The sequence below is a fragment of the Mycobacterium decipiens genome, from assembly GCF_963853665.1.
GTDB lineage: Bacteria > Actinomycetota > Actinomycetes > Mycobacteriales > Mycobacteriaceae > Mycobacterium > Mycobacterium decipiens.
The window spans coordinates 3872678-3893263 of record NZ_OY970459.1 but is presented as its reverse complement, the minus strand read 5'-3'; the positions used below and the strand labels follow the sequence as shown (position 1 = coordinate 3893263).

Here is a 20586-nt window from a genome sequence, read left to right as displayed (position 1 = left end):
AACCTTCCGAATAGCATGATGGGTGACGCAATCCTGATCCCCGCGACCGATACCGGCCGCTACAGCGTCATGATTACCACCGACCCCGCCGACATCGAGGCCGCTCAGCGGTTGCGTTATCAGACGTTTGCCCAAGAGATGGGGGCGGCGTTGCCGCAGGCCGTCCGCGGACCGCTGACCGGGGAAATGATCGATGTCGATCAGTTCGATCCGCACAGTGATCACCTGCTGGCGAAGGACGAGACGAGCGGACAGATCGTCGGCTGCTACCGGCTGCTGCCACCCGACGGCGCTCGGGCCGCCGGCGGGCTGTTCGCCGACACCATCTTCGACCTAGGTGGCCTAAACCAGTTGCGCCCCAGGCTCGTCGAACTCGGTCGGGTGAGCGTGCACGCGGCGCACCGCAACGGTGCGGTAATGGGCCTGTTGTGGGCGGGGATCCTGCGGTATCAGGAAATCACCGGCTACGAGTGGGGAATTGGATGCCTGTCGGTCCGGATGGAAGGTGGCGGCCCGCGGGGCGCGCTGGTGCGAGGCGTACGCGACGCGGCTTTCGGCGCTCACCGGGCGGCCGCGGAATATCGGGTGGTACCTCGAAACCCGGTTAGGGTCAATGGGTGCAGTCTCTCCGAGTTGCCGGACCCGGGACGGGTGCGAATTCCGCCGATGGTGCAGGGGAGCCTGCGGATCGGCGGGTTGATCTGCGGAGAACCCTCCTACGATCCGGATTTCGACATGGCGGATTTCGTCGTCTTGATCAACCGCGCGATGGTGCGGGAACGCTACCTCGAACGCTTGGCTCGCTCTCATGTCCACTCCTGAGCAGACGGACTTGCTCGGTGTCGGTTTCGGGCCGTCGAATCTCGCGTTGGCGATCGCGCTGGCTGAGCGGGGCATGCGCGCGGTGTTCGCGGAGGCTCAGCCGAGGTTTGGCTGGCACCGGGGAATGCTGCTGCCGGGCGCCCGCATGCAAGTACCCTTCCTCAAAGACCTGGTGACGTTGCGGAATGCCAAGAGCGACTTCACGTTTCTGAACTATCTGAGCGAACGCGGCCGGCTCGCCGAGTTTATTGGCCGGCACACGCTGTTTCCCAGCAGGCTGGAATTCCACGACTATCTCGAGTGGGCTGCGGCCCGCGTCGGCGCCGACGTTCGCTATGGACACCGAGTTGTCGAGGTGACTTCTGGCGACTCGGGATTCATGGTTCGGACCGAACCCGAGTGGACGATACAGGCAGAAACATTGGTATTGGGCACCGGTCTGCGCCCGGCGCTGCCCGAGGGCGTCGCCGAAAGTGCCCGCCAGTGGCACAGCCACACGGTGCTCGATCGTCTCGCCACACTGAACCTCTCTGCCCCAAGGAGATTCGCTGTAGTCGGCGCCGGTCAAAGCGCAGCCGAGGTGGTCGGCTACCTCCATGAGGCCTACCCGCGGTCCCAAGTGCATGCAGTCTTTTCTCGCTACGGCTATAGCGTTGCTGACGACAGTCCTTATGCCAATCGAATTTTCGATCCATCGGCCGTTGACGATTTCTATCGCGCCGACGAACCGTTGCGGCAACGACTGCTCGACTACCATCGATCGACCAACTATTCTGCCGTCGATCCGCACCTGATCGACGATCTCTATTCGCGCGAATATGCCGAGCGGGTAGCCGGAAATCTGCGGCTGTTCGTGCACAATGCTTCCGAAGTCGCTGACACGCAGGAATTTCCGCACGGCGTGCGGCTGACGATATCGCACCTGGCCAATCACTCGCAGGAAATCCTGGACTGTGATGCGGTGGTCTATGCGACGGGTTATGCGCCGCTGGACGTCCGAGGCTTTCTGGGAGAGCTGGCCCGCAACTACGAATTCGACTCCGATGGGCGGCCCGCCGTCACGCGGGACTACCGATTGGTCGCCAAGTCGAATGCACCCGGAGATATCTATCTCAACGGTTCGGTCGAGCACACCCATGGTCTGGGGTCGTCGTTGCTGTCGAACGTGGCGGTGCGCGCCGGGGAGATCGTCGCCGCTGTCTCACGCCAGAATCTGCACCAGCGGCCGGGCGCGGCCAGCTGAGCTGCCGCAGCGCCGCCCCGCCAGGGAGTATTAGGTTACCCTGGCCTAAGTTGGCCGAGACGTTGCGGAAGGGTGCCACGTATGACCGAGCTCAAGGCGTCGCGGGGCTGGCAGGGTGCGGTGCTGAAGCTGCTGGGGGCGGGGGACTACCGACTCACCGTGATCGGCCGGTGTGAGATCAGTCCGCGCTATCTGAGGTTGAGCTTCGATGCCGGCGGGATGCTGCGCACCCACGCCGTGCACCCGACGATGTGGATCCGGATGTGGTTCGCCGACGGGCACCAACGCGGCTACACGCTGGTCGACGCCGATCCCGGCGCCGGCACCTTCGATATCGAGTTCGCATTGCACGACGGCTGCGCGTCGGATTGGGCGCGCGCCGCGCAACCCGGCGACACCATCGCGGCGACGGTGCTGGGCAGCAAGTTTGCCATCCCGGACCCGCCCCCTACCGGGTACGTCATGGTCGGCGATACCGCATCGCTACCGGCGATCAACTCGCTGCTCGAGTCCATCGGGGATACCCCCGCGCGGGTATTTCTCGAGGCCCGCTGCGACGAGGACAAATGCCTGCCGGTGGCGCGCGGTGCCGGTATCACCTGGGTAGACCGCAACAAGGCCGGTGCGGAGTTGCTCGAGACGGTGCGGTCAGCGGCGTTTGACGCAGGCGACCACTTCGGATGGGTAGCCTGCGATAGTCGAACGACGCGGTCGGTCGCCAGGGTGCTGAGGGACGACTTCGGTATCCCGCGAAAGTCCATCAAGGCACAAGCTTATTGGGTGGCTTGACCGTCAAGCGCCGATGACTGCGCTACGCGGGATCCCTCATGCCCTAGCAATCCGACCGCCGCGTGGCGGGAGTCTGTCGGGCGGCGTGGGCCTCGGCCTCGGCCCAGGCGCCGGCGCGGGTGCCGGCGCCGGCGCGGGTGCCGGCGGCGGTGCGGGTGCCGGCGGTGGCTCGGGTGCCGGTGGTGTACCCGGCGGCGGCGCGGGCGCGGGCACGGCTTGCGGTGGGGGGACGGGTGCGCAGGGCAGACCCGGCAGGAGCCGCAGCAGCTGCTGGATGGGCGGCAATTGCGATAGTTTCGACCAGGCCGCCGAGACGCCGGCATGGTAGCCGAACATCGCGGTCACATCTTGGGCCCACATCGCCTCATACTCGGCCTCCATTGCTGCAATCGCCGGGAAGTTGAACCCAAAGAAATTCATCTTCGCCAGCGTGCAGGTGATCGCCCGGTTGGCCGCGATCACTACCGGGGGCACCGTGGCGGCATGCGCTGCCTCGAAAGCGGCCACCACCGCCGCGGCTTGACCGGCGGCGCCCTCGGAATGGGTAGCCGCGGCGCACAGCCACGCGGCGTAAGGTGCGGCGGCCTCGGTCATCGCCATCGCCGACGGGCCCTGCCACGCCCCGCCGGCCAGGTCCGCGGTCAGCGATCCAAACGAGGTCGCCGCCGAGCGCAACTCACTGGCCAAACCATCCCAGGCTGCCGCAGCGGCAAGCATCGGCCCCGATCCGGCGCCGGCATTGAGGAGTGCCGAATTGACTTCTGGAGGAAGCATGGGATAGGTCATCGCTAATCCTTCCTAAGGGGCCCTAACTCACTGGCTCTCGCTACAGATCGTCGTGATGTGCCGGCTTCGGTGCCGACCGGTCCCCCTGGCAGTAACCACCGCCCACGCGGCGACCACCGCAGACCAACCCCGCTGGGAATCGCCGGCCGCCACGAATTTGGGCGGTCCTATTGCGGACTACTGTCATGTCGCGCATCACCTCCACGACATAAGAGCCCGCCGATCACCCGGCCGATAATCGATGAGTAACAACATAACGCTGACCGTCCAGCGACTCACCGATTTCCGCGAAAAGAACCCGCATTCATCTGGAGGCTTTCATGTCCGCTGTGTTGTGCAATTCTCACGTATTGATCCTGCCGACGGGACGACCCGCCTAACGGCGGGCAGAAGCCGGCGTCACGATCGGGATGACGAATTCCTCGAGCATCGCTCGTTCGTCGGTTTCGTCGTGGCCGGGAAACATCAGCAGCGACGTGATCACCCGCACCACCCAGCGGGCCCGGCGTTCGACGGTAGCTGGATCATCGGGCCCCAGGGAGCGCAGGAACGCCGCGGCCAGTGCCGTGATCACGGCCGACTGTCCAGCCATCTCGCCACCGATCGGAGGGCGGGTGGAGGCAAACCACGCCGCCAACGCGGGGTTGTCGCGAACCATCCGCAGCGTGGCGGTGATGCCCGTAATCAACCGGTCGTGGGTGTCCTCGACACCGTCGATCTTCCGCATGATCTCGCGGCCCAGTCGGCGAGTCTCGCGGTGCACGTAGGCGGTTCGCAATGCGTCGCGGCTTTCGAAGTATCGATACAGCGTGGCGCGGGAACAGCCCGCGGCCGTGGCGATTTCGTTCATGCCGATCGAAGCCGGGTCGCGGTCGGTGTAGAGCCGCTCGGCGGCGTCGAGTATGTGGTCCGCGGCGACCTCGGTTCGCCGCGCGGCCAGCCAATCTTGGTTCCTTGCCCGGCCTGCCATCAGCGTTTCACCAGGAACGGTACCGACAGTGGACGCCGGACATAGCTGCCGCCGGACCACACGATGCCCGACTCGTCGACTTCGAAGCCCGGGCAGCGTGCCAGCAGTTCGGTCAGCGCGACCCGGGATTGCATCCGGGCTGCCGCGGCGCCCAGGCAATGGTGGGCGCCATGGCTGAAGGTCAAGATGCTGCGCGGGCGCCGGGTCACGTCGAGTTCGCCTGCATCCGGTCCGTATTGGCGTTCGTCCCGGTTCGCTGACCCGTAGAGCAGCAACACCTTTCGGCCGGCCGGGATGGTGGTGTCGCCAATCGGCACGTCGCGCGTGGTGGTGCGCGCCAGTCCCTGTACCGGCGAGGTGAGCCGCAACAGCTCGTCCACCGCGTCGGGGATCAGTCCCGGCTCGTCCGCCAGCAGCCGGCGCTGGTCGGGCCGCTGGTGTAGCAACGGCATTGACCCGCCGAGCATGCCCGTCGTGGTGTCGTTGCCGCCGGCCACCATCGTGAAGGTGAACCCCAGCACCGACAGCGTGCCGGCGAGGTCGCCGTCGGCGCCGACCCCGGCCGCCACCAGGTGTGAGATGGTGTCGTCCTCGGGTTCGACTCGGCGCCGCTCGATCAGCTCGGTGAAGTAGGTCATCATCGACCCGACGGCATCTCCGACCGTTGCCAGAGCGCCGGCGATGCCGCCGTCTGCGGTGTTGGCCGCGACGATGGCCTGTGTCCAACCGTCGAACTGTGCCCGATCTTCTTCGGGCACACCGAGATAGTGTGCGACCACCATTGACGGCAGCGGCTTGAACAATTCGGTGACGATGTCGCCGCCGCCGTCGGCGCGCAGCTTCTCTATGCGCTCAATGACGAAGTCGCGCACCTTTGGCTCGACCGCCTCGACCTGGCGCGGGGTGAACCCGCGCGAGACCAACTTGCGAAACTCGGTGTGTACCGGTGGATCCTGCATCACCATCGGTGGGTTGTCTTGCAGTCCAATTAGTTCCAGCTCACCGTAATTGACCGTCAACCCCTGTGCGGATGAGAACGTCTCATGGTCGCGCGCCGCCGAGAAGACATCGGCGTGCCGGGACAGCACGTAGTAGTCGTGGTCGAGGCGTTCCGGTGGGATGACGTGGTGCACGGGGTCGTGGTCTCGCAGCGCGCGGTACATCGGCCAGGGATTCGGCCAGCTGTCGGCGGTGGCGAGCCGGAACCCATGAGACAATGTCGGCGCCATGTCTTATGTTTAAGACATAGCGCCAGCAATGTCAATCGCGCGACGCGACGCGCCGGCGGGTCGTCGTGTGGTTCACCTCGGGGCTGGTTAGATCCCCGCGCCCGGGTTGAGGATGCCCAACGGGTCCAGTGCCTGCTTGATGCGTCGGTTGAGGTCCATGACGTCGGGCCCGAGATAGCCGGCCAGCCACGGCCGCTTCAACCGGCCGACGCCGTGCTCGCCGGTGATGGTGCCGCCCAGGCCGACGGCCAGGTCCATGATTTCGCCGTACGCCAGATGGGCCCGCTGCAGCATCGCCGCATCCGCGGGGTCGTACACCAGCAACGGATGGGTGTTGCCGTCGCCGGCGTGGGCGATCACCGAGATCATCAGGTCGCGCTCATCGGCGATGCGCGCGATGCCGGTGACCAATTCGCCCAGCGCGGGCAGCGGCACCCCGACGTCTTCCAGCAACAGTGACCCCTTGCTCTCGACCGCCGGAATGCAATACCGGCGGGCGGCGACGAACGCCTCGCCCTCGTCCGGGTCGTCGGTCGAAAACACGTCCGTCGCACCGTTTTCGCCGAACACGGCCGCCATCACTTCGGCGTCCTCGGCGCCCGCGCGCCCACGTTCATCGGAGCCGGCCACCAGCATCGCGGCCGCATCGCGGTCCAGGTCCATCCGGTAGGTGTCCTCGACGGCGTTGATGGCCACCGAATCCATGAATTCCAGCATCGCGGGGCGCAGGCGGGTGGCCACCTCGAGCACGGCGTCGACCGCGGCGGAAACCGTGGCGAAGCTGGCCACCACGATGTTTGACGCCTTTTGTGCGGGTAGCAGCTTCAGCGTCACCTCGGTAACGACACCCAGGGTGCCTTCGCTGCCGACGAACAGCTTCGTCAGGCTCAGCCCGGCGACGTCCTTGAGCCGCGGGCCACCCAGCCGGACCGCGGTGCCGTCGGCCAGTACAACCTGCATACCCAGCACATAGTCGGTGGTCACGCCATATTTCACGCAACACAGCCCACCGGCGTTGGTGGCGATGTTGCCGCCGATGCTGCAGATCTCGAACGACGACGGATCCGGGGGATACCACAGGCCATGGTTGGCGGCGGCTTGCTTCACTTCAGAGTTGAACAGGCCGGGCTGGCACACCACGGTGCGGGTGACCGGGTCGACGGAGATGTCGCGCATCTTTTCGGTGGACAGCACGATCCCGTTGTCCAGGGCGGTCGCCCCGCCCGATAGGCCGCTACCCGCTCCGCGGGTCACCACCGGCACTCGGTTGGCGCTGGCCCAGCGCAGCACGGTCTGTACCTGTTCGGTATGCCGCGGCCGGACCACCGCCAGCGGTTTGCCGGCCGACGGGTCGAAAGCGCGGTCTTGCCGGTAGCCGTCGGTCACGGCGGGGTCGGTGACCACCATCCCCTCGGGCAGGTCGGCGATGAGGCCTGCCAGCACATCGGTGTTCACTGAGCCGATCCTACGGGTCCTTCAGATGGCGATGACCGGCGCCGTTACCGCGATGACGGCTGGCTTATGTCCGGCTCGGACGCCAGATCCAGTTCGCGCAGTGCGGGCAGCCGGATCGCGATCAGCCCGGTGAACACGATTGGCAGTGCCAACGCGAGAAACGTTGCGTGCAGTCCGGCGGCGTCGGTCAGCGGACCGGCCAGCATTAGACCCAACGGGCCGGCGGCGAAGGCCAGCGATGTCATCACCCCGACCACCCGGCCACGCAGATGCTGTGGCGCCCGGGTCTGTATCACGTAGTTGTAGATCGGTTGGATGGGCCCGTACACCAGGCCGACCACCGCGCACGACACCAAGATGACCGGCAGCGGTGGCAGGAACGCGATGACCAACGACGCCAAACCAAGGGTAAGAACCGCGGTCAGCAAGGTCACCCGGCGACGCACGCGCGTGGACAACGCGGCATAGCCCAGCGCGCCCACCAGCCCGCCACCGGCAAGCGCCATCAACGCCCAACCCAGTTCGGCCGGTTGCTGGCGGTCGGTGAAGTACTTCGGGAACAGCACGCTCTCCATCGGCAGATATAGCGCGGTGACGGTGAGGTCGATCATCCCGAGGGTGCGTAGCACCCGCAGGTTCCAGACGAAGCGCAGCCCCTCGGCGATCCCGGAGACCAGCCCTTCGGGCCGGGACGCGTGATGCGGCTTACCGGCACCCTCGAGCTGCAAGGCGGCAATCGCGAGGATGGACAACCCGAATGCCGCTGCGGTGATCCACATGGTGGTGATGCCGCCAACCGTCGCGATCATCAAGCCGCCGATGCCCGGGCCGACGATAAAGGCCAGGTTGATGATCGCCTCATACGCGCTGTTTATCCGGTCCAGCGACCAGCCGGCCCGGGCGGCGGCCTCGGGCAGCATCGAGTCTCGAGCCGTCATCCCCGCCGGGTCGAATGCGGCTGCCAAGGCCGCCAACGCGGCGAGCACCACCACGTTGACCGCGTCGTCGCCATACGCCCACGCCACCAGGGGGACGCCGGCCACCGCTGCTCCCGACAGCGCGTCGGCCACCATCGACACCCGGCGACGCCCGAAGTAGTCGACCGCGGTGCCGGCGACCAGCGTGGAGAACAACAGCGGCAGCATGGCCGCGGTGGCCACGATCGATGCCTGCCCGACGCTGCCCTCGCGCTGCAACACCAGCCACGGAAACGCGACCATCGAGATGCCATCGCCCGCGGCCGCCATTAGCGTCGCGAACAGGATTAAGAGCGCTGGGCCGCGGTTGCTGTTTCTCATGGATATCGCGGCTGAATCTAGCGCCAAAGCGATGCCGGGGCCACCAGATTTCTCCGGCGGCGGCAGGGTGCAGGATGCTCGTGTGCTCATGCATCCGAATACCGGACAGGCGTTCGGTTCCCCGGTCGAGCCCGGCTCGGGCTGGCCCGGGGATCCGGCGACACCGCAGACCCCGGTGGCTGCCGATGCCGCGCGGGTGGCCGCGTTGGCTGGGGGAGCCGGCTCGATTTCCGAACTCAACGCGGTGATCAGTGTGTGCCGGGCTTGCCCCCGGTTGGTCGGTTGGCGTGAGGAGGTGGCCGTCGGCAAACGACGCGCCTTCGCCGACCAGCCGTATTGGGGACGCCCGGTGCCGGGCTGGGGATCGGAGCGGCCGCGGTTGTTGATTGTCGGGCTGGCGCCCGCCGCGCACGGGGCAAACCGGACTGGACGGATGTTCACCGGCGACCGGTCCGGGGATCAGTTGTATGCGGCACTGCATCGGGCCGGCCTGGTGAACTCACCGGTCAGCGTCGATGCCGCGGACGGGTTGCGGGCCAATCAGATTCGAATCACCGCGCCGGTGCGGTGTGCGCCCCCGGGCAACGCGCCGACCCCGGCCGAGCGGGTGACGTGCGCGGCCTGGCTGGACGCGGAATGGCGCCTGGTGGCCGATCGCGTCCGGGTCATCGTCGCCCTCGGCGGATTCGCCTGGCGGGTCGCGTTGCGCTTGCCGGCGGCGTCGGGGACACTGAGGCCGCGGTTTGGCCACGGCGTCGTTGCCGAGCTGGGAGCCGGTGTGCGGCTGCTGGGCTGCTACCACCCGAGTCAGCAGAACATGTTCACCGGTAGGTTGACCCCGGCCATGCTCGATGACATTTTCCGCGAGGCCAAGAAGTTGGCAGGAATTGAGTGACGTGACGACAGTTCTGGTTTCCGGCGCCAGCATTGCCGGTACGGCTGCGGCGTATTGGCTTGGACGGCAAGGTTATTCGGTCACTGTGGTGGAGCGCCATCCCGGGCTGCGGCCGGGGGGTCAGGCCATTGACGTCCGCGGTCCGGCGCTGACGGTGCTGGACCGCATGGGGCTGCTGGCCGCCGCCGAAGACCGCAAGACGAGGATTCGGGGCGCCTCCTTCGTCGATCGTGACGGCAACGAGCTGTTCCGGGACACCGAGTCGACGCCCACCGGCGGTCGGATCGACAACCCCGATATCGAGCTGCTGCGTGACGATCTCGTCGAATTGCTCTACGGGGCAAGCGAACCCACGACTGAATACCTATTCGACGACAGCATCGCCGCATTGGACGACGACGGCGACTCGGTCGGGGTGACCTTTGATCGCGCGAGGGCCCGCAACTTCGACCTCGTTATCGGTGCCGACGGATTGCATTCCAATGTGCGCAGGTTGGTCTTCGGCCCGGAGGACCAGTTCATCAAGAGATTGGGAACTCACGCAGCGATCTTCACCGTGCCCAACTTCTTGGAGTTGGATTACTGGCAGACCTGGCATTACGGCGACTCTACGATGGCTGGCGTGTACAGCGCGCGCAGTAACAACGAGGCCCGTGCCGCGCTGGCGTTCATGGACACCGAACTGCGGATCGATTACCGCGACACCAAAGCTCAATTCGCCGAAGTGCAACGCCGGATGGCCGAGGACGGCTGGGTACGCGCGCAACTGCTGCACTACATGCGCAGCGCACCGGATTTCTACTTCGACGAAATGTCGCAGATCCTGATGGATCGCTGGTCGCGGGGCAGGGTGGCGCTGGTCGGCGACGCCGGCTATTGCTGCTCGCCCTTGTCGGGGCAGGGGACCAGTGTCGCGCTGCTGGGCGCCTACATCCTGGCCGGTGAGCTCAACGCGGCCAGCCGCGACGGCGTCGTCGATCACGCACTCGGATTCGCCAATTACCACGCCGAGTTTCACGGCTTTGTCGAGCGCAACCAATGGCTGGTCAGCGACAACATCCCGGGTGGTGCGCCGATACCGCAGGAGGAGTTCGAACGCATCGTGCACTCCATCACGCTCAAGGACTACTGACGCGCCGGGAACGTTCCCTGGGCCGCAGGCGTTGACGCCATCGTGCGTCTGTCCGTTCTGATCCCGTCCGAGTCGCGACTCTGGCTGCCGGGGTCGTCGATGTAATCGGGGCAGCTGGCCGCCGCAAAATGGCTGCCGTACGTGTTCGCCCACCACTTCTCCGGCAAATGAACCAAAGAAGCGCTTGAGCTGTATGCTCTGGCGTCAGCTGCGTGCCGTGCGCCTCTTCGGACGAATTTCAAGCGGCTCGAGCGGCTGCCCGGTCTGCAGCCGAGTCATCGTCGGTAAATTGGGCAACATCAACGCCGTTGCCTCGTCCCCTGTTTCGGCTACTGCGGCATTCACGGGCAAAACGTCGTCGGTGCAGCGGCTAGGTCACTGGGCGCGAACCGGGAGCGGTCGACAACGGCGCGTTCGAGTCCGCTTGCCACGATGCGCTGCTAGCCGCACCCCCTCATGAAGAAGGCTCACGGCCCCGGGTGCGCTGCATGTCTCAGTTCTTGGTTGTTGTTGGGCAATGAGACAGTCAGCGGTTTGAGGGTCATCCGCGGCCACCACCGGCCAAGTCCAGAGCGCCGCGCGGCGGTGACCAGAGCCGTTAGCCTCAGAGCCGCAGCTGAATGCGCTGCCGATCGAGGCGGTAAAGCGGTGCGTCGTCGAGGTTAGCGGCGGGTCAGCACGACGATCGGTATCGGCCGCGACGTGCGGGTCTGGTAGTTGGCGTACCGGTTGGCGTTGTTCTCGTTGACGATCTGCCAGAGCCGGGTGTAGTCCGTGTCGTCGGGCAGCACCGGTTTGGCGGTTACACCGAATCGCTTTGGCCCAACGTTGATTTCGACGGCCGGATTGGCCTTGAGGTTGTGGTACCAGCCCGGAGCGCGGGGATCGCCGCCTTTGGACGCCACGACGAGATACGTGTCGCCGTCGTGCGCGTAGGTCAGCGTGGTGCTGCGCGGCTGTCCCGTCTTGGCGCCGGTGGTGTGCAGCAGCAGGCTGGGTGGTGCACCCGGTATCCGATGCCCGATCCGGCCGTTTGTCGCCCGGTAGATAGCGTCGTGCACCTTTAGCAGCCGCACTCCAACCTGCTCTTCCATCCAGCGAGAAATGTCCATCCACTCAGTCTGACTGACTCGCATCGATCCGTGCCAGCGCCTCCCGCAGGATCCGTCCGGTGGCTTCCCGGTCCGGGTCGCGGCGCAACATCATCCCCTTGGCGACCGACAGCTTGTCGCCGTTGCGCCGCGGCAGTACGTGCAGGTGAACGTGAAAAACCGTCTGGAAGGCGGCGGGGCCGTCGTTGATCGCGACGTTCGTCGCGTCGGCCAATTCGGTCGCCCGGGCTGCCCGCGCGATCCGTTGCCCGATGGCTACCATCTCGGCCAGTGTCTCCGGCGGTGTGTCGGTGAGGTCAACGGTGTGTCGCTTGGGCAGTACCAGGGTGTGGCCGCGGGTGAACGGGCGGATGTCGAGGATGGCCAGATAGTCGTCGTCTTCGTAGATCCGGATGGCCGGAGCCGCCCCAGCGACAATCGCACAGAACACGCAGGACATGTCGCCACGGTACTGGACCCGTCGGAGACCGCCCAGGTGAGCGGGATACGCTGCCGCGGTGGACCCTGGCGATCTCGCCTTCCTCGGGGCTGCCGAACAGGCGCGGATGCTGGCCGACGGTGACCTCACCGCGCCGATGCTGCTCGAGGTCTACCTGGAGCGGATCGAGCGGCTGGACAGCGAGCTGCGCGCCTACCGGGTGGTGCTGTTGGACCGGGCGCGCGAGGAGGCCGAGGCCGCCCAGCGACGCCTCGACGCCGGTGAACGACTGCCGCTGCTGGGTGTACCGATCGCCGTCAAGGACGATGCCGACGTTGCCGGCGAGGTAACGACGTACGGCAGCGGCGGGCACGGTCCGGCCGCGACCTCGGACGCGGAGGTGGTTCGCCGGCTGCGCGCGGCCGGGGCTGTCGTCATCGGCAAGACTAACGTGCCCGAGCTGATGATCATGCCCTTCACCGAGTCGCTGACGTTCGGCGCCACCCGAAATCCGTGGAACCCCAACCGAACGCCGGGCGGCAGCAGCGGCGGCAGTGCCGCGGCGGTAGCCGCCGGGCTGGCTCCGGTGGCACTGGGATCCGATGGCGGTGGATCGATTCGTATCCCGTGTACGTGGTGTGGTTTGTTCGGGCTGAAACCCCAGCGCGATCGGATCTCCTTGGAGCCGCACGACGGGGCCTGGCAGGGGCTGAGCGCCAATGGCCCGATCGCGCGGTCGGTGCTGGACGCGGCGTTGCTTCTCGATGCGACGACAACGATGCCCGGTCCCGAAGGCGAGTTCGCCGCCGCGGCCACGCGCCAACCCGGTCAGCTGCGAATTGCGTTGAGCACCAAGGTTCCAACCCCGCTGCCCGTCAGGTGCGGGAAGAACGAACTGGCGGCCCTTGAGCAGGCGGGCGCGTTGCTTCGCGATCTGGGCCACGAGGTCATCACCCGCGATCCCGACTATCCGGCCGCGGCCATTTACACGAACTACCTGCCCCGCTTCCTGCGCGGGATCAGCGATGATGCCGATGCGCAGGCCCACCCGCACCGCCTCGAAGCGCGCACCCGAACCCTAGCCCGCTTGGGGTCGTTGTTCTCCGACCGGCGGATGACCGCGTTGCGGGCCGCCGAGGTGGGGCTGAGCACCCGGATACAGTCGATCTTCAGTGACGTCGATGTCGTCGTGACGCCGGGCACCGCGACGGGCCCGTCCCGCATCGGCGCCTACCAACGCCGGGGTGCAGTGTCGACGTTGCTGTTGGTGGCGCAGCGGGTTCCATACTTTCAGGTCTGGAATCTGACCGGCCAGCCCGCCGCCGTGGTGCCGTGGGACGTCGACGGCGACGGCCTGCCCATGTCGGTGCAACTCGTCGGCCGCCCGTATGACGAGGCGACGCTGCTGTCACTGGCCGCACAGATCGAATCCGCCAGACCGTGGGCCCATCGGCGACCGCCGGTGTCCTGACTGGGAATCGCTTCGCTCGATCGGGCGCGGTCCTCAACTCCCATCGTGGCGCGCCGGCGTTAACGTAAACGGGTGGATCAGGCGAGCGAGGCGGCCGACCGCAACATCGACGATCTGCTCGGCGACCTCGAGGGTACCGCACGTGCCGAGCGCGCCGAGCTTGTCGAGTGGTTGCTGGAGCAAGGGATCACCGCCGACGAGATCCGGGCGACCAATCCGCCATTACTGCTGGCCACCCGCCACCTCGTCGGAGACGACGGCACCTACGTATCCGCGCGGGAGATCAGCGAGAACCATGGCGTTGATTTGGAGTTGTTGCAGCGGGTGCAGCGCGCGATCGGTTTGGCCAGAGTCGACGACGCCGACGCGGTAGTGCACATGCGCGCCGACGGCGAAGCCGCCGCGTACGCGCAGCGGTTCGTCGAACTGGGGCTGGATCCCGACCAGGTCGTGCTCGTCGTTCGCGTCCTGGCCGAGGGCCTGTCCCACGCCGCAGAGGTGATGCGCTACACCGCGCTCGCCGCCATCATGCATCCGGGAGCTACCGAGTTGGAGATCGCGAAGGGGTCGAAGGCGCTGGTGAGCCAGATCGCGCCAATGCTGGGCCCGATGATCCAGGACATGCTCTTCATGCAGCTGCGGCACATGATGGAAACCGAGGCCGTCAACGCCGGCGAGCGAGCTGCCGGTAAGCCGCTGCCGGGAGCACGACAGGTCACCGTCGCCTTCGCCGACCTGGTCGGCTTCACCCGGCTGGGTGAAGTGGTGTCGGCCGAAGAGCTCGGGCACCTCGCCGGCCGGCTGGCCGGCCTCGCGCGTGACCTGACGGTTCCGCCGGTGCGGTTCATCAAGACGATCGGCGACGCAGTGATGCTGGTCTGCCCCGATCCGGCGCCGTTGTTGGACACCGTTCTGAAGCTGGTCGAGGTCGTCGACACCGACGACGAATTTCCCCGGCTGCGAGCCGGGATCGCCTCCGGGATGGCGGTGAGTCGGGCCGGCGACTGGTTCGGTAGCCCGGTCAACGTGGCAAGCCGGGTCACCGGGGTAGCGCGGCCGGGTACCGTGCTAGTCGCGGATTCGGTGCAGAGGGCGCTTGACGATACGGCCGCCGCATTTCAGTGGTCCTTCGCCGGCCCGCGCCGCCTCAAGGGGATCCGGGGTGACGTCAGGCTTTTTCGAGTCCGGCGCGGCGCGGCGCCCACCGACTCCGGCGGTGTATCCCAGGACGATGACCTAGCCGGCTCGTCGCCATAGCGCGGGTCAACTGCGGATCCCGGGTTACATGGGCAGACCCGGCGTGACTCTCGGGGGGCGTCTGACACCGTCTTCTGCGGGTCTTGCGCGGCCGGTCTTCACCCCGTCTTCCGGCACTTTCGATTGGTCACTACCGGGCCTGCTTCGCTTTCAAAAATACAACGTCGAACGGCTGATCACAACGGTTTTTGCCAGCTGGAGCGCGGTTTGGGCGCCGGCCTGGCACCGGTGTCCGGTTTCGCTGCCGGTGAACGGGTTTCCCTTACTCTTGCAACGGTGTAATCATGTAATCATGAGACACCATCACATGCATGGGCGGCGCTATGGTCGCCCCGGAGGCTGGCAGCAAGCTCAGCAACCCGATGCCAGTGGCGCGGCCGAATGGTTCGCCGGGCGCCTCCCCGAGGACTGGTTTGACGGCGATCCGACGGTGATCGTCGACCGCGAGGAGATCACGGTCGTTGGCAAGTTGCCCGGACCCGATAGCGCCGAAGAAGAAAGCGAGGCCCGAGCCTCGGGTCGTGTCTCCCGATTCCGCGAGGACACCCGGCCGGAGCGAATGAACATCGCCGATGAAGCCGAGGATCGCTTCGGCCGCAAGGTTTCTTGGGGCGTCGAGGTCGGTGGCGAGCGAGTCTTGTTCACGCACATTGCGGTGCCGGTGATGACGCGCCTAAAGCAGCCGGAGCGCCAGGTACTCGACACGTTGGTCGACGCCGGCGTCGCTCGTTCCCGCTCGGATGCCCTTGCGTGGTCGGTCAAGCTGGTCGGCGAGCACACCGAAGATTGGCTGGCCAAACTGCGTACCGCCATGTCGGCGGTGGACGACCTGCGCGCACAAGGCCCGGACCTTCAGGCCTAAACGGGTGCCGGCTAGGCCGTCACTCCTTGTTGACTTTGTCGACGATCTTTTCGGCGATCTGGCCGGCTTGATCGGTGATGTGGTATCCGCAGGCGTTGACGTCGATGACCACGTTGTTGGCCACGCTCATCGCGCGCTGACACTCCCAGCCGTCAGCGCCTTCTTGGGTGTCGATCACCGTGATCGTCGGAGGGCCGCCTTTGACGTCGGCGAACGTCCACCGGTATGTCTTGGTCTTGTTCGTCACGGTGACCGTCTGGCCCGCGCAGCTCTTCCATTTGCCGGCCGAGGTCTGCACGAAGGCGCTGGCTTTGTCGGCGTTCGTAAAGGCCACAACGGCCTGGTTGACCCAGTGTTCGTAGTTGTCTCCGGGCTCGGATGAAATCAAGCCGCTGATGGCGGTGTAGCCGGTGCCGGCGTACACCGGATCCTGGCTGGTATAAAGCGCGCCCTGGCAGTCCGGCAGGGACACCGTCACCGGCGAGGAGTCCATCGACGTGATGGGTTTGCCGGGTTGCATGGACGACGAGCCCATCACCGCGTTGACTTCCGAGGAGTTCAGCAGCAGGGCGCTCAGCCGATCCTCGGGTACCGGCTTGGGCGGCGGCTTCGGCTCAGGTCTGGTGACCATCCAGATGCCGACACCGCCGGCGACGAGGACCAGCACGATGGCGACGGCGGCCACGATGGGCCACGGGTTGGCTTTGCGCGGGGGCTGCTGCCAGGGCGTCGGGCCGCCCCCCGGTGGGGGTGGTAGTGGTTTGCTCGGCGGCGCGCCGCCCCAGCTGCCGCCCTGGTAGTACTGCGGGGTGGGCGTGGGTTGGCTCGCGGGCATGGGGCCGCTGTCGGGTGCCCAGGACGGCTGGCCGGTGGGGGTAGGCCGTTGCTGGGGCATTTGCGCCGACGGCCGGGCGGGCTGCGCCTGTGCCGGGGGGACGTAGGACGGTTGTTGCGCGGGCGGGACCCGCGGCGGGGTGACCGGGGGTGCGGGCCGCTGGGGAGGAGCCATGGCGGTGGCCGGCATGGTCGGCGGCGGTACCGGCGTGGGGGGGCCGGGGAGGGTGGATTCCTGGCTGCGGCGCAGGATGTCGGCGGCGTGGTCTTGATCGGGGTCGCTGAGCGCGTCGTGGGCGGCCAGGGCCAGATCGCCGGCGCTGGCGTAGCGGTCTTCGGGCTTTTTGGCCATGCCGCGCGCGACCACCGTGTCGAAGGCCTTGGGGATGCCGGCGCGGGCGGCGCTGGGCTGGGGGATGGGGTCCATCAAATGGGCGGTGACCAACGTCCCGGCGCTGTCCGCTCGATACGGCGGGGCGCCGGTCAGGCATTCGTGCAGCACGCAGGCCAGGGCGTAGATGTCGGCGCGGTAGGTCACCTCGTCGTTGGAGAACCGTTCGGGGGCCATGTATTTCCAGGTGCCCACCGCGGTGCCCAACTGGGTCAGCTTCTCATCGGTGGTGGCGCTGGCGATCCCGAAATCGACCAGATAAGCGAAGTCGTCGCGGGTGACCAGAATGTTTTGCGGTTTGACGTCGCGGTGCATCACCCCCGCGGCATGCGCGGCGTCTAACGCCGAGGCGATCTGGGTCATGATGGCCACCGCGCGTGGCGGGGTCAGCGGGCCGAAGCGTTTGAGCACGCTGTCCAGGTCGGTGCCCTCGACTAGGCGCATCTCCAGGAACATTTGGCCGTCGACTTCGCCGTAGTCGTGGATGGGCACCACGTGGGGTTCCTGCAACCGCCCGGCGATGCGGGCTTCGCGTTTCATCCGCTCGCGAAACACCGGGTCCTTGCTGAATTCCGCGGTCATCAGCTTGACGGCGACCGTCCACTCCTTGACGGTGTGCTCGGCTTCGTAGACCTCGCCCATCCCGCCGCGGCCCAACAGCCGTTTGAGGCGATAAGGCCCAAACATCGACCCCACCCGCGAGTCCTGCGCATCGCTCATCGCTGATCCTCCCAACAACCCGCAATGCCGCCGACACTATCAACAACCCTCGCGGTGGACGGTGCAGCTTGCAGGAATGGCGTGGGCCGAATGCCCGGTGGTTCACAGCGCGACGAAAACTTTGCTATCCAGCGAGCCGACCACGGCTGCCAAGGATCTCTCAAGGATGCGGAAAGTGCGTGGGCAGACACTTTCTCCAGGCGCCGAACCGACGTTGTGCGGTGCAGAAAGAGGAGACAGATGCACACCACGGCCGGGACCGACCCCAGGGCCCGCATCCGCGTCACGTTCGTCGTAGCGGCCGTCGTCGCTGTTACGCCGATGTTGCCGGTGCAGTGGCGTGCCATCGCCAAGCGCGCCTGGTCATTCGGGGTCTACTACGTCGGCTACCGGCTGCTGTCGGTTCAGCTGTCGTGCGGCTCGCTGGCCGTCAGCGGGATCCCGTTTGTGGCCAAGTACCGCCTGAGCTAGGGCGGTTCACTTGCGAGCTCGGCGTTGCGGCTCGATGCGTTTGAGCTGCAACGCGATCAGCATCACCAACAGCAGCGCCTGTATGGCGCACGCCCCCGCCGCCAGCAGCCAGCTACTGAGTTGGTAATCCCAGAGCGGATCTTGGTCCCCACCCGCGGTCCGGCGCAGGTCGTTGAGATCGACAGTGGAAGCGGCCATCGCGTAGGCCCACCGCGACGGTGACAGCCACGACAACTGCTCCAGCGGGGGTCGCCCGTCCACACCGAACATGCCACCGCATAGCACCAATTGCGCCATGACCACCAACACCAGCAGTGGCATGCCCCGGTCGGCGTTGCCGATCATCGCCGAAATCAGCAGGCCGATCATCATCGAGACTACGGTGACGGCGACGACCGCAACCGCCACTTCGACGCTGGGCCAAGGCAATACCACCGATTGATCAGGTGGGGGGAGGAACGCGACGCCGAGGAACCCCAGGATCAACCCCTGCAGGCTGGTCAGTGCGGTGAGGACCACCAACTTGGATGCCAGGTATGCGCCGCGCGACAAGCCGATGCCGTGTTCGCGGCGATATATTGCCCGTTCTTTGACGATTTCGCGGATCGAGGCGGCACAACCCATCAGCGCACCGCCGATGATCAGCAACACCAGCAGTTGCGACGGCTGGGTCGACCTCAGTTCGATGGCCTTAGCCAGCGACAACCCGGCCTTACCCGGGACGGCGTGGGCGAACAGGCTCAGCAGCAGCGGCAGGATCAGCAGAAACACCGAATACTGGCGGTCGGCGGCGATGACGGCCAGATACCGTCGGCACAGGATGGCGAATTGAGCGAACGCGCTTTGTTGAGCGACGGGCCTCGTGGCCCGCGCAGCAGCCGGCGGCGCCCGGCGCAGGGCGGGGTGCGGGGCGAGGGCCCCGCGTAGCGGTGAGGCGTTGAACCGGCCGGTCCAGTCGGTCGTGGTGTCATGTTCGAGAAGGGTGAACAGGTCGGCGAAGTCGGTGCAGTTGAAGTAGCCCAGCGCCTGTTGCGGCGGACCGAAGTACGCGAGGCGACCTCCGGGGGCCAGGATGAGCAGCCGGTCGCACATGTTCAGATGGGCGATGTTGTGGGTGACCACCACCACCGAGCGCCCGTCGTCGGCCAGTTTGCGCAGGGTCTGCATGACTGACTTCTCATAGCCCGGGTCAAGACCGGAGGTCGGTTCGTCAAGGAACAACAGCGACGGTTTGGTGAGCAGTTCCAACGCGACGCTGGTGCGTTTGCGCTGACCGCCCGACAGACTGTCGATTCGTTGATCGGCCTGGGTGGCAAGCCCGAGTTCGACCAGCACCTCCTCGATGCGCTGGTTGCGCTCGTCGGCGGAGACATCCTGCGGGAATCGAAGCCGAGCGGCGTAGTTCAGCGCCCGTCGCACCGTCAGCGGGGTGTGCAGGATGTCATCCTGTGGCACGAACCCGATCCGGTGCCGCAACTCGGCGTAGTTGTCGTAGAGGTCACGCTCGTCGTAGCGCACCGTGCCGCTGCCGGCCGGCCGGAACCCGGTCAGCGCGCCCAGCAGCGTCGATTTCCCGGCCCCACTCGGCCCCACCACCGCCAGCAAACTACGTTGCGGCAGAACGAAACTGACATCGGCCAGCAACACCCGGCCCTTGTTGGTGACCACCCGCAGATTGGACGCCTCGTAGTTGACATCGCCCGTGTCGACGTATTCCACCAGCCGATCGCCGGACAGATGCAGCAGCTGATGGCCGATGCCGAGGATGTCGTCCGGACCGATGACCGCCCGGTTAATGCGGTGGCCGTTGACGTAGGTCCCGTTGGCACTGCCGTTGTCGACGAGCTCCCATCGGTTTGCGGTGCGCCGGAGAACGGCATGGCGGCGGGAGACCAGCAAGTCATTGAGGACCACGGTGTTGTCCGGTGCTCGGCCGATCGTGACGACCAACTGGTCCATGGCATGAAACGCGGTCGGCGGCCGGGCAACCGTCGTCTCACCTTGGCGTTGTGGCGGATTGGGGACTGCTTGCCTTGGCGGGGCCGGGTTGAGCGGGGCGGCGGGCGGCTGGACGACCGGGTGCAGTTGCACCCGCTGCCCGGACGACGCCGAACCAAGAAACACCGTGGTGGGCTGGCCTACTGTCAAACGCTCCACGCGCTGCCCGTCCACGAACATGCCATTGCTGCTCTGGTTGACCAGGACCCAACCCGCGGGGGTCGCCTCCAGCACCGCGTGGTGGCGCGACACCCTGGGATTGTCCAGACGGATATCGGCTTCGCTGGCGCGGCCAATGCTCCAGGAGCGGCCGGCGATGGCGTGCCAGGTGCGCCCGGCGGCACGCAGTTCCAGCCGGGGTGGATTGGGGGTGACCATGTCGGCCGTGTCTTCCATGCGTCGCCTTTGAAAGAAGGTTCCACCTAGTTCATGC

Annotated in this window: 17 protein-coding genes and 2 pseudogenes; 9 read left to right on the top strand and 10 right to left on the bottom strand. The window is 66.5% G+C overall.

Going from position 1 to position 20586, the window contains the following annotated elements; all coding sequences use genetic code 11:
• Positions 1-15: 15 nt before the first annotated feature.
• The 3 genes from AADZ55_RS17165 to AADZ55_RS17155 all read left to right on the top strand — a co-directional run bounded on the left by AADZ55_RS17165 (position 16) and on the right by AADZ55_RS17155 (position 2854).
• The gene (locus AADZ55_RS17165) at positions 16-822 is read left to right on the top strand and encodes a GNAT family N-acetyltransferase (protein ID WP_085326910.1); all 807 of its coding nucleotides are present in this window, start codon (positions 16-18) and stop codon (positions 820-822) included.
• 10 nt (positions 823-832) lie between these two features.
• The gene (locus tag AADZ55_RS17160) at positions 833-2065 is read left to right on the top strand and encodes a lysine N(6)-hydroxylase/L-ornithine N(5)-oxygenase family protein (protein ID WP_085326933.1); all 1233 of its coding nucleotides are present in this window, start codon (positions 833-835) and stop codon (positions 2063-2065) included.
• Between the two features lie 81 nt (positions 2066-2146).
• Positions 2147-2854 carry a siderophore-interacting protein gene (locus tag AADZ55_RS17155; RefSeq protein WP_085326909.1) on the top strand — a complete coding sequence of 236 codons (708 nt, stop codon included), beginning with the start codon at positions 2147-2149 and terminating at the stop codon, positions 2852-2854.
• Between the two features lie 243 nt (positions 2855-3097).
• Here AADZ55_RS17155 and AADZ55_RS17150 read toward each other — a convergent pair.
• The 5 genes and pseudogenes from AADZ55_RS17150 to AADZ55_RS17130 form a co-directional block, all read right to left on the bottom strand.
• Positions 3098-3640: pseudogene (locus AADZ55_RS17150) on the bottom strand (PPE family protein); the annotation flags it as partial.
• A gap of 376 nt (positions 3641-4016) precedes the next feature.
• Entirely contained in the window at positions 4017-4610 is a 594-nt protein-coding gene (locus AADZ55_RS17145; RefSeq protein WP_085326907.1) for a TetR/AcrR family transcriptional regulator, read from the bottom strand.
• A complete protein-coding gene (locus AADZ55_RS17140) occupies positions 4610-5839 on the bottom strand; it encodes a cytochrome P450 (protein ID WP_085326906.1) in 1230 nt (409 codons plus the stop codon). Before AADZ55_RS17140 ends, AADZ55_RS17145 begins: the two co-directional genes overlap by 1 nt.
• Positions 5840-5926: 87 nt before the next feature.
• Positions 5927-7294, bottom strand: coding sequence for an FAD-binding oxidoreductase (locus AADZ55_RS17135; protein ID WP_085326905.1), 1368 nt, complete (start codon positions 7292-7294; stop codon positions 5927-5929).
• A 44-nt stretch (positions 7295-7338) separates the two neighbouring features.
• Complete coding sequence (locus AADZ55_RS17130) at positions 7339-8592, bottom strand: MFS transporter (protein WP_085326904.1); 1254 nt, start codon at positions 8590-8592, stop codon at positions 7339-7341.
• A 67-nt stretch (positions 8593-8659) separates the two neighbouring features.
• Between AADZ55_RS17130 and AADZ55_RS17125 the strand changes: the two genes are divergently transcribed.
• Complete coding sequence (locus AADZ55_RS17125; RefSeq protein ID WP_207569148.1) at positions 8660-9487, top strand: uracil-DNA glycosylase; 828 nt, start codon at positions 8660-8662, stop codon at positions 9485-9487.
• A 1-nt stretch (position 9488) separates the two neighbouring features.
• Complete coding sequence (locus AADZ55_RS17120) at positions 9489-10619, top strand: FAD-binding protein (protein ID WP_085326902.1); 1131 nt, start codon at positions 9489-9491, stop codon at positions 10617-10619.
• A gap of 196 nt (positions 10620-10815) precedes the next feature.
• Here AADZ55_RS17120 and AADZ55_RS17115 read toward each other — a convergent pair.
• The 3 genes and pseudogenes from AADZ55_RS17115 to AADZ55_RS17105 form a co-directional block, all read right to left on the bottom strand.
• A pseudogene (locus tag AADZ55_RS17115) lies at positions 10816-11041 on the bottom strand (LLM class flavin-dependent oxidoreductase); the annotation flags it as partial.
• Positions 11042-11281: 240 nt separating this feature from the next.
• On the bottom strand, positions 11282-11731 hold the full coding sequence (locus tag AADZ55_RS17110; RefSeq protein WP_085326901.1) for a nitroreductase family deazaflavin-dependent oxidoreductase: 450 nt from the start codon (positions 11729-11731) through the stop codon (positions 11282-11284).
• 4 nt (positions 11732-11735) lie between these two features.
• Positions 11736-12170, bottom strand: coding sequence for an HIT family protein (locus AADZ55_RS17105; RefSeq protein WP_085326900.1), 435 nt, complete (start codon positions 12168-12170; stop codon positions 11736-11738).
• A gap of 58 nt (positions 12171-12228) precedes the next feature.
• On the opposite strand from AADZ55_RS17105, the gene AADZ55_RS17100 reads away from it, so the two are divergent.
• The 3 genes from AADZ55_RS17100 (at position 12229) to AADZ55_RS17090 (ending at position 15739) form a co-directional block, all read left to right on the top strand.
• Entirely contained in the window at positions 12229-13620 is a 1392-nt protein-coding gene (locus AADZ55_RS17100; protein WP_085326899.1) for an amidase, read from the top strand.
• Positions 13621-13692: 72 nt separating this feature from the next.
• Positions 13693-14877 (top strand): adenylate/guanylate cyclase domain-containing protein, encoded by a 1185-nt coding sequence (locus AADZ55_RS17095; protein ID WP_085326898.1) that lies wholly within the window; start codon positions 13693-13695, stop codon positions 14875-14877.
• A gap of 292 nt (positions 14878-15169) precedes the next feature.
• Positions 15170-15739, top strand: coding sequence for a hypothetical protein (locus AADZ55_RS17090; RefSeq protein WP_242670325.1), 570 nt, complete (start codon positions 15170-15172; stop codon positions 15737-15739).
• Positions 15740-15758: 19 nt separating this feature from the next.
• Here AADZ55_RS17090 and AADZ55_RS17085 read toward each other — a convergent pair whose 3' ends face one another.
• Positions 15759-17684, bottom strand: coding sequence for a serine/threonine-protein kinase PknH/PknJ (locus AADZ55_RS17085; protein WP_341286215.1), 1926 nt, complete (start codon positions 17682-17684; stop codon positions 15759-15761).
• Positions 17685-17924: 240 nt separating this feature from the next.
• Here AADZ55_RS17085 and AADZ55_RS17080 point away from each other — a divergent pair, with 240 nt between their 5' ends.
• Positions 17925-18155: a hypothetical protein gene (locus AADZ55_RS17080; RefSeq protein ID WP_085324849.1), complete on the top strand. Its 231-nt coding sequence runs from the start codon at positions 17925-17927 to the stop codon at positions 18153-18155.
• Positions 18156-18161: 6 nt separating this feature from the next.
• Here the strand turns inward: AADZ55_RS17080 and AADZ55_RS17075 are convergent, their stop codons facing one another.
• Positions 18162-20549: an FHA domain-containing protein gene (locus AADZ55_RS17075; protein WP_085324850.1), complete on the bottom strand. Its 2388-nt coding sequence runs from the start codon at positions 20547-20549 to the stop codon at positions 18162-18164.
• Positions 20550-20586: the final 37 nt, after the last annotated feature.